Annotated in this window: 8 protein-coding genes; 1 reads left to right on the top strand and 7 read right to left on the bottom strand. The window is 38.0% G+C overall.

Annotated features, from left to right (window positions below; genetic code table 11):
• Positions 1-46: 46 nt before the first annotated feature.
• From uvrA to purL, 7 genes are all read right to left on the bottom strand, one after another.
• Positions 47-2878: an excinuclease ABC subunit UvrA gene (gene uvrA, locus MED134_RS01930; RefSeq protein WP_021779058.1), complete on the bottom strand. Its 2832-nt coding sequence runs from the start codon at positions 2876-2878 to the stop codon at positions 47-49.
• A gap of 162 nt (positions 2879-3040) precedes the next feature.
• A complete protein-coding gene (locus tag MED134_RS01925; protein ID WP_038596874.1) occupies positions 3041-3475 on the bottom strand; it encodes a methyltransferase family protein in 435 nt (144 codons plus the stop codon).
• 67 nt (positions 3476-3542) lie between these two features.
• Positions 3543-5312: an AMP-dependent synthetase/ligase gene (locus tag MED134_RS01920; protein ID WP_038600792.1), complete on the bottom strand. Its 1770-nt coding sequence runs from the start codon at positions 5310-5312 to the stop codon at positions 3543-3545.
• A gap of 129 nt (positions 5313-5441) precedes the next feature.
• The gene (locus MED134_RS01915; RefSeq protein WP_021779061.1) at positions 5442-7820 is read right to left on the bottom strand and encodes a M14 family zinc carboxypeptidase; all 2379 of its coding nucleotides are present in this window, start codon (positions 7818-7820) and stop codon (positions 5442-5444) included.
• 135 nt (positions 7821-7955) lie between these two features.
• The gene (locus MED134_RS01910; protein ID WP_021779062.1) at positions 7956-8753 is read right to left on the bottom strand and encodes a type 1 glutamine amidotransferase domain-containing protein; all 798 of its coding nucleotides are present in this window, start codon (positions 8751-8753) and stop codon (positions 7956-7958) included.
• Between the two features lie 79 nt (positions 8754-8832).
• Entirely contained in the window at positions 8833-9480 is a 648-nt protein-coding gene (locus tag MED134_RS01905) for a Crp/Fnr family transcriptional regulator (RefSeq protein ID WP_021779063.1), read from the bottom strand.
• 45 nt (positions 9481-9525) lie between these two features.
• Positions 9526-13185, bottom strand: a complete 3660-nt coding sequence (gene purL, locus MED134_RS01900) for a phosphoribosylformylglycinamidine synthase (protein WP_021779064.1) — start codon at positions 13183-13185, stop codon at positions 9526-9528.
• A 172-nt stretch (positions 13186-13357) separates the two neighbouring features.
• Between purL and MED134_RS01895 the strand changes: the two genes are divergently transcribed.
• Entirely contained in the window at positions 13358-16654 is a 3297-nt protein-coding gene (locus MED134_RS01895; RefSeq protein ID WP_021779065.1) for a GEVED domain-containing protein, read from the top strand.
• Positions 16655-16702 lie beyond the last annotated feature (48 nt).

Below are 16702 nucleotides of genomic sequence, written 5' to 3'. Positions count from 1 at the left end.
ATTTTTATATTGTTAGTAAGACGTTTTTGCTTTAAGAGCGTTGCGTCTAGTTCATTTCTTTTTTTAAGAACTCAGCCGTGTAGCCTTTATTCTTTTTAATTATTTGTTCTGGCGTACCTACGGCGACTACCTCGCCACCGCCTTTACCACCTTCATAACCTATATCGATTATATGGTCTGCCATTTTTACAACATCCAGATTGTGCTCGATGATGAGAATGGTGTTTCCTTTATCTACAAGCTTATTAAGCACCTCCATTAATACTCGTATATCTTCAAAATGGAGCCCCGTCGTAGGCTCATCTAATATATAAAAAGTATTACCAGTATCACGCTTACTAAGCTCTGAAGCTAGCTTGATACGTTGTGCCTCTCCACCAGATAGTGTTGTACTTTGTTGACCCAGAGTTATATAACCTAGACCTACATCTTTAATAGTTTTTAATTTTCGGTGTATTTTAGGGATGTTTTCAAAGAAGTCTGTCGCCTCATTCATCGTCATTTCTAGCACATCTGCGATAGATTTACCTTTATAACGTATCTCAAGTGTCTCTCTATTAAAACGTTTACCTTGACAGGTCTCACACTCTACGTACACATCTGGCAGGAAATTCATTTCTATAACTCTAAGACCTCCACCTTTGCAGGTTTCACATCTTCCTCCAGCGACATTAAAGCTAAAACGTCCAGGTTTATAGCCTCTTATAAGTGCTTCTGGAGTTTTTGCAAATAGACTACGTATCTCATCAAAGGCCTTTGTGTAGGTAGCAGGGTTTGATCTAGGCGTTCTACCTATAGGTGATTGATTTATGTCTATAACCTTATCACATTCATCTAGACCCTTTATACTTTTATACGGCATAGGTTTCTTTACGCCATTAAAGTAATGTGCATTCATAATAGGGTAGAGGGTCTCATTAATAAGTGTAGACTTACCACTACCAGAAACACCCGTGACCGCTATCATTTTACCTAGCGGTATTTTTATAGATACATTTTTGAGATTATTACCCGTAGCACCTTTGAGCTCTATAAATTTTCCGTTTCCTTTTCTACGTTTTTTAGGGATTGTAATTTCCTTCTCTCCATTGAGATATTGTGCAGTAAGGGTGCTGTGATTTAAAAGTTCTTCTGGTGTTCCTTCACTTATAATCTCACCCCCATAATTACCAGCTTTAGGACCTATGTCTATCACGTGATCTGCACGCTCTATCATATCCTTATCGTGCTCTACAACGATCACAGAGTTCCCTATATCTCTAAGTGATACAAGGGAGTTTATAAGCTTCTCATTATCTCGCTGGTGAAGCCCTATACTGGGCTCATCTAGAATGTAAAGTACACCTACAAGTTGTGAACCTATTTGAGTAGCTAGACGTATGCGTTGTGCTTCTCCACCAGAAAGCGACTTAGAGCTTCTATTTAAGTTTAAATAGGTAAGACCTACATCTACAAGGAATTGTATTCTTGATTTTATTTCTTTTATAATTTCAGAGCCTATCTTGAGTTGCTTTTCTGAAAGTCTCGAGTCTACCGTTTCAAACCAGTCTTTGAGCTCAAGAATATCCATAGATGCGAGGTCTGCAATACTCTGGTTATCTACTTTAAAATAAAGAGATTCTTTACGTAATCGTGATCCCTCACACACTGGACAAGCTACTTTATTCATATAGCTTTTTGCCCATCTTACGAGAGAGGTAGACTCACTGTCCTTAAAGGTGCTTTCTATAAAATTTGCGACACCTTCAAAATCAATTTTATAATCTCTTGTAACTCCTAGTTGTTTTGAAGAAACAGAAAACTTCTCATTACCTCCGTAAAAGATAAAGTCCATCGCCTCTTGTGGGATGCTTTCTATGGGGTCTGTAAGTTTAAAGTCAAAACGCTCTGCTATGAGCTGTAACTGTTTAAAAATCCAATTATTCTTTTTTGGACCGTGTGGGTCAAGCCCTCCAGCATTTATAGACTTTTTAGGATCTGGGACAATCTTTTTTGGGTTTACCTTATAAAGTTCACCTATACCATTACAATTAGGACAAGCACCCTTAGGCGAATTAAAAGAAAAATTATTAGGCTCAGGATTAGGGTATGAGATGCCAGAAGTAGGACACATCAGGTTACGGCTAAAATAGCGTACCTCTTGTGTATCGTGATCTAGTACCATAAGTACATCATCACCGTGATACATCGCAGTATTTATACTTTCGCGCAAGCGTTTACTATCCTCATCACTTTTTTTAACCTGCATACGGTCTATCACAATCTCAATGTCGTGCACCTTGTAGCGGTCCACCTTCATTCCTTTTGTAATATCACGCACTTCACCATCTACACGCACTTTTACAAATCCCTGCTTTGCAATTTGTTCAAAAAGCTCCCTATAATGCCCTTTACGAGAGCGTATGGTAGGAGCGAGTATATTTATGCGTTTACCCTCATAACTCTCTGTAATGAGCTCCTGTATTTGCTCATCACTATAGCTCACCATTTTCTCCCCCGTATTGTACGAGTAAGCATCTCCTGCACGCGCGTAGAGTAGGCGTAAGAAGTCGTAAATCTCTGTAATAGTCCCAACGGTAGAACGCGGGCTTTTACTTGTGGTTTTTTGCTCTATGGCAATTACTGGAGATAAACCTAAAATTTGATCTACATCTGGACGCTCTAATCCACCCAGAAATTGTCTAGCATAAGCCGAAAAAGTTTCGATGTAACGACGTTGTCCCTCTGCATAAATCGTATCAAAAGCGAGTGAGCTCTTACCACTACCCGAAAGACCGGTAATAACAACCAGTTTTTCTCTAGGTATCATTACATCAATATTCTTTAGGTTATGAGCTCGAGCACCATATACTTCAATACGTTCTTCTTGTTCTATCATAGACTTTTAGGCAAGTAACAAATTTACCGCTTTAAGGCTTAATTAGAAAGTGAGTACTACTATAAGAGATTGTTAATATTAAAGCCTGCTGCGCGGTTTTTTTACGCTTTCGCGAAAGCGTGATTCTACCCCATAAAACGCTATCAAACTGCAGATATTTTCTCAAAACAACAACGGAATAAGACGATAGGTTGTCTTTTTGTATGTCTTATAGGTTGCTCCAAAATGACTTAACAGCAGTTGCTCTTCTCTGCAAATCTTTAAAACGAGAACTACAAAAAGTGCTATGTATAGCATTAAATTTATAATACTTAGAGGGATAAAAGCAGCCGGTATAAAAAACAAGAGTATACCCGTATACATAGGGTTGCGCAAGATTTGATAAGGACCACGGGTAACTAAAACTTTAGATTTAACCTCGGGTTGCACATTAAAATTCCCGATACGCATTGCAAGCACACCCCACAAAGCTACCGTAAGCCCACATACCTTAAACAACAGCGGTATATACTCCATACTAAAACTATCTGAATTGTAGAGTAGGGCGCCTATGAGTAAACCTTGAGCATTAACGAGTAGTAGTGAAGATCGTGACACGAAAAGAAATTTACTAGGGTTTTGTGTATTAAAAAAGGGTTACGATAACGTAACCCTTTTGATTATTTTATAATCCGTAGATGTCATTATAAAGATGAACATAGTTCTCTTTAATGATTTTACGTTTAAGCTTCATAGTAGGAGTGAGGTGACCACTCTCTACCGTCCAGGCGTCTGGAGTAAGTCTAAAGGCTTTTACCTTTTCCCACTTTGCAAAGCTCTCGTTTGCTTCATCTACCTCTTTCTGGTAGCGAGCTTGAACCTCTGGATTTGCAATAAGATCTTTTTGTGTTGTGTAAGACACATTTTTCATCTTTGCCCAGTCTTCTAGGAACTCAAAATTAGGTTGTATTAAGGCAGCTGGCATTTTTTGCCCTTCACCTATAACCATTATTTGCTCTATAAAACGTGATTGCTTAAATCTGTTTTCTAATAATTGTGGTGCAACATATTTACCTCCAGATGTTTTAAACATTTCCTTCTTACGATCTGTAATTTTAAGGAAACCATCTTCATCTATGTGACCTATATCACCTGTGTGGAAGTAGCCATTTTTAAGGACTTCGTTTGTCTTTTCTGCATCCTTATAATAACCTAACATTACATTAGGTCCTTTTACAAGGATTTCTCCGTCTTCTGCAATCTTAACTTCTACACCTTTAATAAGCTTACCTACAGTGCCTATTCTAAAATTACCACCACGCATATCATTTACAGAACATACTGGTGATGTTTCGGTAAGACCGTAACCTTCCATAACACCCATCTGCGCAGCGTTGTATATTCTAGCTAGACGTGGTTGTAGTGCAGCACTACCAGAAGCAATCACTTTAAGATTACCTCCTAATGCCTCTTGCCATTTTGAGAAGATAAGTTTACGAGCTATAGCGAGCTTACGCTCATATAACCAACCATTTTTACCATATGGTTCATATTCTAAACCTACATCTACAGCCCAGAAAAATAATTTTTTCTTTATACCTGTAAGATCTGCTCCCTTTGCAATAATCTTGTCGTATACCTTTTCTAGTAGTCTAGGTACAGCTGTCATAATCTCAGGTTTAACTTCCTTAAGGTTGTCTGAGATAGTCTCTAGCGACTCTGCAAAGTAGATTGCTACACTATTGTACTGATATAGATACGTAATCATACGCTCATATATGTGGCAAATAGGTAAAAAGCTCAATGCCTTGACACCTTCTCCCGCAGTAGGTACACGTTCTGTACTTGAAATAGCGTTACTCACAATATTTCTATGCGATAGCATTACACCTTTAGGTCTACCAGTAGTTCCAGAGGTATAAATAAGCGTAGCAAGGTCATCTGTCTTTACAGAATCCATAAGCGCTTGTACTTCTGGTTGATTACTATCATCTGCTCCTTGATCTAAAACCTTTTGCCAGTTATCACAACCGTCTATATCATCAAAAGAGTATACCCCTTGTAATGATGGTACTTTATCCTGAGCTTCTCTAACTTTTGCTAGTGTTTCTGTACAAGAAACAAAAACATATTTACTCTCAGAGTGGTTTAATACATATGCATAATCTTCTGCAGAGATAGTAGGGTACATAGGCACGTTTTGTGCGCCTATTTGTAAGATACCTACATCACAAATATGCCATTCTGTACGGTTAGTCATCGAGATAACCGCAATTTTATCATTAGGTTTTACTCCTAATCGTAATAGACCTCTACTAAAAGCATTTGCTTTATCAATATATTCTTGCGTAGATGTCTTAATCCATTCTCCATTTACTTTCGTACAAAGGGCATCTGGCAGGTTGTTTGTTTCCAGTTGATGATAAGGAAAGTCAAATAATCTAGTAATTTCCATAAGTGTCATTTAATTCGGTGACAAAATATGAAAAAATGCACGGTTTCTATTGAGATATTCTTAAAATAAGGCAGTAATTTTTACAATTTGGAGATATTGTATTGATTTTCTTTAAGATGCGTTTTGGACTTAATTCTTGACTATTTTAAAAATTGCACTATTTTCAAGGGTTTTAAACTCTAAAAAGTAAATTCCGGGGGTAAGGCTACTGTAATCTATAAAAGCATTTCCTTGTTGTTTTGTTGGTTTTAACACTTCCTGTCCTAATACATTGTATACAATAGAACTATAAGATGGTAGCGTAGTATGTACCGTTAGTATGTCTTTAACAGGGTTAGGGAATAACTTAAATGCGGCTTTTAAATCAATCTCATATACCTGAAGCGACTCATCTGTTACCAGTGATAATGTAAGATCATCAAAATAAAAACCATCTCTTGTAACACCACCATCAGAAATCAGTGTAAAGCGAGCCATTATAACCTCTCCAATATATTCACTCAGGTCTATCTCTTCATAAACCCATTCATCTTGTACGCCATCATAAAGAGGTTGTCCTATAGGTTGTGCATTTGTGCCAGCACTCGTGTAATTACCACATTGAGGCTCCCAAGTGCTACCATTATCTGTAGATATTTCAAACTGCACATAGTCCCAGGAGCTTTCTATATCCCATCTGGCATAAAATGATACCATTGCAGCTGTACCTGAAGAGAGATCTATAGGGTTAGACAACGATATTACACTATTTTGATTATTTGAATAATTACCAGAAGGTGAGTCTGTAATAGAAGATGAAGGAGAGACGAACGTAGTATTTGTAACTCCCCAAGCTGTATTTTCATAATTACTTAAATCGTTAGCTTCATCTATAAACACATCATTTATTGCTCCATATATTTTAGTAATACGTATAGCATTGTCATAAAATCCATTATTAATAACTAAATCAAACTCAATTTGGTCACCAGCAACTACATCTTCGGTTAACGTATAGTTTATGGTTCCTGATACTGTTTCTAGAGGCGAAACATTTGTAAAATTTTCGGCATCACCATTACTTATGATATTACTTGAGATAGGATTGAAACTAATAGTAAAATCACCTGTACTATCAACACCTAGACGCTTTAAATTAAATGAAGTTGAGAGGTTTGTAGTCTCTCCTACAAGTGTATTTGTAGTTTCTACGAGAGCACCATAATTTGTAGCCATCTGTGCAGCCGTAAGGTTCATAAACATCATAGCTTGAGAGGTAGTTATAATATCACTTGCTGGTGGCCAAAAAGAGGTCCCTATCTCTGGTGTAAAGGCAAAAATCTTATCGTGTGTTCCCACAGTACCGTACATAAAATCATCACTCTCACCTGCAAAGGGATTATCTCTTATAGGCGTATAACCGTTTAGAGAAGTTAATTCTGCACCGATACCTTGGTACAATCCATCATCTGCTGTTGCTACATCTGCATAGCCAAATGGATAATACAACAACTCACCAAAGGTGTGATTATTAAGTGCCAGCACAAAGTTGTGTTGCTCTACAAACCATTTTATAGCTTGGTTTTCTATCTCAGAAAATGGACCTGTACCGTGATAAGTGTTAGAGTTAGGGTTACTTGAGGAGCCAGCCCCTCCCCACGAGCCATTATTAGGGTCGCCATTAATATGGTAGTCATAATTTCTATTGTTATCTACACCGTTACCATTCTTTCTATTTTTACGCCATAGTCCGCCGCCGTTTGGGTCTGTAACTTGGTTATATAGGTAGCCGTCTGGATTAATAACGGGTATGAAATATAGTTCTGTATTATTAACTATAGATTGTACCTCAAGATCACTTTCATAATTTTCTAGTAAATACCACATATAATAAACAAGCTGCATAAGTGACATAGGCTCTCTAGCGTGATGTATAGCTGTATATAAAACCTCAGGCTCTGTCTCATCTACATTAGGATTATCACTTATTTTAAGCCAGTAAATAGGGTTAGAGCCTATAGATGGTGTTACAGATGTATCCGGCTGACCTTCTGTAAGAAAATCACTTATTTGTGCCTTAGTAGTTATAAGATTAGGATAAAGAGCTGCCATTGCGTCTACCTCGTCTAAAAATTCTTGATAAGTAAGATATCCTCCCATAGAACCTTGATTAAAATTTTCTGGAGTAGGGTAGTTGTTATTACTTGTTGTACAGTTTGTGCTCTGTGATTCTGATCTCATATGCTCATTTTGAGACCTATAATGGGCGGCTACATCATTGATTATGATTTCTACATCATATCCATTTTGTCTTGCAATGGCAATCTCATCGGTAGAGAAGTCTGAGATTATATATGTACCCTCCTTATGTATACCGTGATCTGAAGAAATATCAAGGCTTTTAAGTTGAGTAAGGGTTTGATTTCCAGAAAATGAAATCTTAGCCTTGTGATATATTGTTGGGTTTTGTTGCGCTTTCGCGAAAGCGTAAATACATAATACACAAAATATGCTGAGTAATTTTTTCATCAAGGTTTCTTTAAAACGATAGCGCTTATAAAGATATAACACTTAAGGACTTGAATTTCCTACTTGAGAGGGTATATTATAAAAGCCCAAGCTTAAAAAGCTTGGGCTTAAGGTTATCCGCTATTTTAGAGGGAATTATAGGGATAATTTATGTAATAATTTTTCTGCCACTAACTCAGAAGAAGCTGGGTTTTGACCTGTGATAAGAAGTCCATCTTCTACAGCAAACTCACCCCAGTCTGCAACCTTCTCATAGTTTGCACCATTTGCCTTAAGCATATCTTCTACTAAGAATGGTACTACATCTGTAAGCTGTACAGCATCTTCTTCAGAATTTGTAAAGCCTGTTACCGTTTTTCCTTTTACAAGTGGAGACCCATCTTCATTTTTTGTGTTCTTGAAGATAGCTGGTGCGTGACATACAGCAGCTACTGGCTTATTATGAGCATAGAAACTCTCTATAAGAGCAATTGAATTTTTATCTTCTGCAAGGTCCCATAATGGCCCGTGACCCCCTGGGTAAAATACCGCGTCATAATCTTCTTGACTAACCGTCTCTAGCTTAATAGTAGCGGCAAGTTTATCTTGCGTTTCTTGATCTGCAAAGTATCTTTTAGTTGCAGGTGTTTGTGCGTCTTCTGTATTACTTTTTGGGTCTATAGGTGGTTGTCCACCTTTAGGCGAAGCAAGTGTGATGTCTACACCTTTGTCCTTAAGTAGGTAATATGGAGCAGCAAACTCCTCTACCCAAAATCCAGTTTTTTCTCCTGTGTCTCCTAAGTCTTCGTGACTTGTTAAAACAAATAGTACCTTTTTCATAGTATTTTCTTTTTTTGATTCTACATTAGTTAAAGTAGTTACTTCGGTTTCATTTGCTTGTTTACAAGACAATGCAACCGCGAGTAATACAATCGCTGTGAGCGTTTTTTTCATTTGTATCAATTTCTTAATACAAAAATACAGGGCTCAATTCTTCAAAAAATTGATTTATGATAATAAAAGGGGTTTTTAACTATCCTTTAGCAATTTCCTTGCGTATGCGGCTTAAGCTTTCGGTAGTTATCCCTAAGTAAGATGCTATATGGTAGTTCTTTACTGTTTTTTCTATAGTAGGGTAGGTGGTAATAAAACTGTGGTAACGCTCCCTGGCAGATAAGGAGATATTACCCAGAATACGCTTTTGAAAACTAGCAAAAGCTCCTTCCATTTTCTTTCTAAAAAAAGATTCAAGCGATGGGATGTTTTCGTAGAGATTATCTAATTTTTCCTTAGGTAATTTATAAATCACCGCATCTTGAAGACACTCTATAGTGACTATGGCTGGCGCCTTTGTAAAGTATGCTGTATAGTCACTTATCCACCAGTCATTTATGGCAAACATAAGTGTGTGTTCCTTACCCACAGTATCTGTAAAATAGGAGCGTAGACAGCCACTATGCACATAGTATTGATCTATTACAACCTGGTTTACATCTATAAGAATTTCTCCTTTTTTTACTTCAATGCGCTCCATCCCTTCATTTATAAGGTTTACGGCTATAGTATCAAGATCTACGTTCTTAAAAATTTGGGTTATGATATTTTGATTTTCCAGGATTATAAAGTGTGGCGGTTTGAGTAAATATACGCTTTCGCGAAAGCAAAATAAAAACTCCCACAATCTTTAAAAGAGCGTGGGAGTGTATACATATGCGATGTTGCTTTCTTATTTATTCTTCTCCACCCAAAGTCTTGCATTTACAAAAGCCTCTAGCCAAGGACTTACCTCGTCTGTATGTTGAGCAGGGTAGTGTGCCCAGTTCCAAGGGAAAGTAGATCGCTCTATGTGCGGCATAGTTGCAAGGTGACGCCCTGTGGTATCACAAATCATTGCGGTATTAAAGTCAGATCCATTAGGATTTGCAGGGTACCCTTCATAACCGTAAGTTGCTACAATATCATAAGCATCTTTGCCCATAGGTAAATTAAATTTACCTTCTCCGTGTGATATCCATACGCCTAGCGTAGTACCTTCTAGTGAAGATAACATTACACTATTGTTCTTTTCAATTTTTACAGAGGTAAAATTGCTCTCGTGCTTGTGACTATCATTATGAGACATCTTTGCAAGTTGCTTATGCTCTGGGTTGATAAGGTCAAGTTCTAAAAACAACTGGCAACCATTACAAATACCTACAGAGAGCGTATCCTCACGAGCAAAGAAGTTCTTTATGGCCTTATTTGCCTTCTCATTATATTTTATAGCTCCTGCCCAACCCTTTGCAGATCCAAGCACATCACTATTTGAAAAACCACCTACAGCTCCTAAAAACTGGATGTCTTCTAGCGTCTCACGTCCTTGTATTAAGTCTGTCATATGCACATCCTTAACATCAAAACCAGCTAGGTACATTGCATTTGCCATCTCACGCTCAGAGTTACTTCCTTTCTCTCTAAGTATAGCGGCTTTAGGTCTAGGTTTACCTGTGTCAAGTACTGGTTTTTTACCTGTAAAGTGTACAGGGAATGTATAATCTAGCGCTTGATTTTTATAGTTATCAAAACGATCTTGAGCAAGTCCATTTGCCGTTTGCTTATTATCTAGTAAGAATGAAGTTTTAAACCAAGTATCACGTAGTGAACTCACGTTAAGCCCCATCTCTACACCATTGCTTTTAATTACGAGCTCTGCAGTATCTGTTACATTTCCTATTTTAAAGAAGGCTACATTATTTGCTGTAAGAACATCTTCTACACCAGCATCTGCCTGAAAGACAACACCAGCATTTTCTGAGAAGAGTAATTTTATGAGATCTTGTTCTCCTATTTCTGTGAGATCAAGACTTGCACCAAGATTTGTATCTGCAAAGCAAAGTTCAAGTAGTGTAGTTATAAGACCACCACTAGCTACATCGTGTCCTGCCTGTATTTTATTATCTTTTATTAACTCCTGTAATGTGTTAAAAGCTGTTTTGAAGTTATCATCACTTACAACAGTAGGAGCTTCATTACCTATGCTATGGCATACTTGTGCAAAACTAGAACCACCTAGTTTATGACTATCTCCAGACATATTAATGTAATAAATAGCACCACCATCCTTTTGAAGCACTGGCTCTACTACTTGATTTATATTATTACAGCTACCTGCTGCACTTATCACAACGGTACCTGGAGCAATTACATCTCCATCCGGATATTTTTGCTTCATAGAGAGACTGTCTTTACCTGTAGGTACATTTATACCTAGGTTAATAGCCATCTCAGATATAGCTTCTACAGCTTTGTAAAGTCTGGCATCTTCACCTTCGTTTTTACAAGGCCACATCCAGTTTGCAGATAGACTTACGGACTTTAATCCATCTGTAAGTGGTGCCCAAACAATATTAGTAAGTGACTCTGCGATACTGTTTTTACTACCAGCTACTGGGTTTATAAGTCCAGAAACAGGTGAATGACCTATAGAGGTTGCAATACCTTCTGTACTCTTAAAATCCATAGCCATCACACCTACATTATTTAAAGGAAGTTGTAATGGTCCTACACATTGTTGTTTTGCAACTCTACCACCTACACAGCGATCTACCTTGTTAGTAAGCCAGTCTTTACAGGCTACTGCTTCTAGCTGCAAGACCTGCTCTAAATAGTCGTGTATCTTACCTAGCTCATAAGTAGGCTCTTTATAATTACGTGCTACCGTAACATCTGTCATTACGGTTTTAGGCGAACTACCAAACATATCATCTAGGTGCAAATCCATAGGACTTTTTCCTGTGGTCGCACTCTTAAACGTAAACCTGTGATCTGTCGTGACATCTCCTACTTCATACATAGGCGATCTCTCACGATCTGCTATACGTTGTAGTGTATCAATGTCTTCCTTTCCTATAACTAGTCCCATACGCTCTTGAGACTCGTTACCTATAATCTCTTTTGCAGATAGGGTAGGGTCACCTACGGGAAGTTTATCTAAATCTATAAGACCCCCAGTATCTTCTACAAGTTCTGACAGACAGTTTAAGTGTCCTCCAGCACCGTGATCGTGAATAGATACAATAGGATTTACATCACTCTCCACCATACCACGCACAGCATTTGCAGCACGCTTTTGCATTTCAGGATTAGAACGTTGTACGGCATTAAGTTCAATACCAGAGTCTAGAGCACCTGTATCTGCACTTGATACTGCAGCACCACCCATACCTATTCTATAATTCTCACCTCCCAGTATTACAATTTTGTCACCATCTTGAGGTATGTCTTTTAATGCCTGTTCTTTTTTTCCGTAGCCTATACCTCCGGCTTGCATAATTACCTTGTCATAACCTAGACGTTGCCCATCTTCTTGATGCTCAAAAGTGAGAACTGAACCGGCTATAAGTGGTTGTCCAAATTTATTTCCAAAGTCTGAAGCTCCATTTGATGCTTTTATGAGAAGGTCTATTGGGTTTTGATAAAGCCAATTTCTTTCTTGCATACCCTGTTCCCAAGGGCGATCTTGCTCAAGCCTTGAGTACGGCGTCATATACACAGCAGTACCTGCTAGTGGTAAAGATCCCTTACCACCTGCTAGTCTATCTCTTATCTCACCACCAGAACCTGTAGCCGCACCATTAAACGGCTCAACCGTAGTAGGGAAGTTGTGAGTCTCAGCTTTAATAGAAATCACGGATTCAAACTCTTTTTCTGTGTAGTAATCTGGTTTGTCTGCCGTATTTGGTGCAAACTGAGTAGCCTTAGGCCCTGCTATAAAGGCAACATTATCTTTATAAGCAGAGACAATCGTATTCGGATTTTCGGCAGAGGTCTTTTTAATAAGCTTAAATAGTGAAGATGGCATTTCTTCGCCGTCTATCACAAACGTTCCATTAAAAATCTTGTGACGACAGTGCTCAGAATTTACTTGGCTAAAACCAAAAACTTCAGAGTCTGTGAGCGGTCTTCCTATTTTGGCTGCTACGCCTTCTAGATATGTCACTTCCTCATCACTAAGCGATAGCCCTTCTTTTTCATTATATGCGGCAATATCTATTATAGGAAGAATTTCTTCTGGTGTAACCTCAATATCAAAAATAGTTTGGTCTAATGATTCAAACTGTTGAGATATCATTGGGTCAAAAGTCGTTTCCGCTTTCGCGAAAGCAAACTCTTCTATTCTCACAATACCCGTGATACCCATATTTTGGGTAATCTCAACCGCATTTGTACTCCACGGAGTAATCATAGCTGCACGAGGGCCAATAAAAAAAGCGTCAATAGTAGACGCTTCAATTTGTGGGGAGTTGCCAAAAAGCCATACAAGCTTAGCAATATCTTCTTGTGTAAAGTCTTGTGTAGTTTGCACCGAATACACAGTGCTCTGAGGGTTACCAAAAAAGTGGATCATCCGAGTGGTTTTGTTGTGTGTTTTTGAAAAAGTAAAATTACTCAATATTTATTTATGTTAAAGGTAGGAATTAAGGAGATTAAAATGTTTATTGAGTGAGTTGTTAACCACAAATGTGAATAAATTATTATTAAAGCTGTATCTTAAAGACTCACAATAAAATGTATCCAAAATGATAAGAAAATTACTTGCAATTTCTTTACTAGTAATGAGTATGTCGGTATTTGCACAAGAAACACAACCTGTTTCTACTGTTGGCACTGGAACTTATTTAGGTAAAACTGAACCCCTACGAGATTTCCCCACTCTTTCTTCAAGTCCAAGTTATGGATTTTCTGAACTCAATATTGTAGAAAATAATTTTGGTGTGTCACCCGGCGCATCAGAAAATGCGTTACCACTTAATGGAGATCCCATAGGGCAGCGTACGATGGGAGAAAATATGAGCTATGCGCCCATAGTGAACTTTGATGGAGCAAATGCTTCTGAAGGTCAAGCTACACCACCAGATCCATCTGGCGCTGTAGGACCTAATCACTATGTACAAGGTGTTAATTTGGTTATTAAAATATATGATAAAACAGGTAACCTACTCGCGGGACCGACATCATTAGGAGAGTTTTTAGGAAACGGCGCAAATAATGGAGATCCTATTATAATGTATGATCACCTTGCAGATAGATGGTTTGTGAGTCAATTTCAAACGTCTAACAATGCATTAATTATAGGTATATCTGAAACTCCAGATCCTACAGGGGCTTATTTCTTATATGAATATCCACTAGATTCATTTCCAGATTATCCACACTATGCAATCTGGCCAGATGCATATTACCTTACATCAAACAAGAGTGGTGCAACCACATATGCATTAGACCGTGATGCATTACTTGCTGGTGAAGCAAATCCAGCAATACAAGGTTTCAATTTACCCGGTGTTATTGCAAATCCTAATACAGTATTTAGCCCAGAACCAGCGAACTTAACAGGATTTTCATTTCCTCAGGGTGATGTCCCAGGTTACATTGTTTATTTACAAGATGATGGTTGGGGTGCGGCTTTTGACCACCTTAAAGTATGGGAACTAGATATAGACTTCGATAACTCAGCAAACTCAACAGTATCTGCACCATTAGAAATACCAACAGCTCCTTTTGATTCTTTTCTTGCACCTTTTGGAGCGGGAGAACTTAATCAACCAGGAACTACGAATAAAATTGATATGCTAAGTGGTATTATTTCATATGCAGCAAATTATAGAACTTTTGAAGATCACAACTCTTGGCTTATCACTTTTAATGTTGATGTAAATAGTGATAATACGACTTCTGGAATACGCTGGATAGAATTGCGAAATAGCGACACAGAGCCTTGGTCAATATTCCAAGAAGGAACTTATGCACCAGATGATGGTAATAGTAGATTTATGGGAAGTGGAGCAATGGATGCACAGGGTAACATAGGTCTTGCTTTTAATGTAGGTGGTCCAGATCAAGAAGTAGGGATAAGCTATACTGGACGTTTTGACGGTGATGCACCTGGAGAAATGACGGCAGCTGAACAAATCATAGTAGAAGGTGGAGGAATACAGTCTAATACAAACCGCTTTGGAGATTATTCTCACCTTACTATGGATCCAGATAATTTTACATTTTGGCATACATCAGAATATTTCTCTGCTGACAATTTTTGGAATACACGCATCGCGTCTTTTAATCTTTCTGCTGGTTTTGAAACAGATTTAGGTGTTCTTTCTATAGTAACACCAGAAGATGGGGCACTTACCAATGCAGAAACTGTAGAAGTTACTGTACGTAACTTTGGAACAGTAGCTCAAAGTGATATCCCTGTTACCTTAACCTTAGACGGTGTCGAGATTGCAAATGAAGTAATCGCTGGGCCTATTGAACCGGGTACTGCTATAAATTACACATTTACTGCTACAGCAGATATGTCTACAGAAGGACAGACTTATATCCTTGAAGCTACAACTGGCTTATCTGGAGATCAGGCTGCTGTTAATGACTCTGCGATTAAAGAAGTAATGCACCTCTTTATGGTAGATGTAGGTGTTACAGCACTGGTCACACCTGTAGATGCATCGGGATTAACAGATGTTGAAACTATAACTGTAGATATTACAAACTTTGGTTCTCAAGATCAAACAGGATTCCCTGTACAATACACAATAAATGGAAGCACTCCTATTGTAGAGACTTATACTGAGACTCTAGCTGCAGCTAGCACAGCCTCATTCTCGTTTGCTACCACTGCAGATCTTTCTAGCATAGGTTCTTATGATTTTGTGATTGAAACTGCCTTACCTGGTGATCAAGTAGTAGCAAATGATGCATTTTCTGCGACTATTGAGAATCAAGTTTGCCTTCCCAATGCATTAAGTGGTTGTAATGTAGACGGTATCAAGCAATTTATTCTTAATACAATAAGTGCAGATGATGGGGCAGATGGTTGTAATACTGAGCCAGACGGCAGCCCAGCTGGATATGCAGATAGAACAGACCTTAGTACAGAATTAAGTAATCTTGCAGGGTCAAATGTATATACACTGAGAGCAAGACAAAACTGGGGAGGCGGAGCCGGTGTTGAAGCGCTTTCTGTTTGGATTGATTTTAATGACAATGGAGGTTTTGAACCAGAAGAACAGCTTATAGCTGGTGAGTTTTTTCAATCATCAAATGTATTAGAAGACTTTACACTTACTATACCTGAAGGAGCGGCTCTAGGTTCTCACAGACTTCGCGCAAAAGCAATTGATACATCTGCAAATGGTGACATAAATAATCCTTGTAGTGATTTTTCATTTGGAGAAGTACAAGATTATACGGTGGTAATCACAGATCAATTGCAAACAGCAGATATTGGTGTAGTTGCTATCACAGCACCCGAGTCTGGTGTAGAGCTAGGTAATCAAGATGTTACCATCGAGATGTCAAATTTTGGTTCTTTAGAGCAAATTGATTTTGATGTACAGTATACTGTTAATGGAGGTACTCCAGTTGTAGAAACTATTGATACTGCAATAGGTCCTGGATCATCTATTTCTTATACATTTTCGCAGCAAGCAGATTTAAGCGAAATCACAACCTATGACATCGAAGCAAGAACATTACTTGCATCTGACTCTAATGGTACTAATAATGCGGCTACAACTACTGTAGAATCTACACTTACTGTAGACGATCTAAGTGTAGACTTTTCTGATCTCACGGTAACTAAACTTGAAAATAATAATTTTGATGTGATGCTTACTACAAATTTTGATGGTCGAGTTTACGTAGGGCTGTCAAATATTTTGGGACAACAATTAAAGTATAAACCTATTGCCAAGGATGTAAACGGATATCGTGTCAATCTTGACTTATCAAGTCTTTCTTCAGGGATTTATGTTATCAAGGTAAATGACTTAAGAGGTAATTTTGTAAAAACAGCTAAAATTCTAGTTGAGTAAAATCAATTTTCAGCTTAAACAAAAAGGGATAGACCACTAGGTCTATCC

This window comes from Dokdonia sp. MED134 (assembly GCF_000152925.2).
GTDB lineage: Bacteria > Bacteroidota > Bacteroidia > Flavobacteriales > Flavobacteriaceae > Dokdonia.
This window is presented reverse-complemented; position numbering and strand designations above follow the sequence as displayed.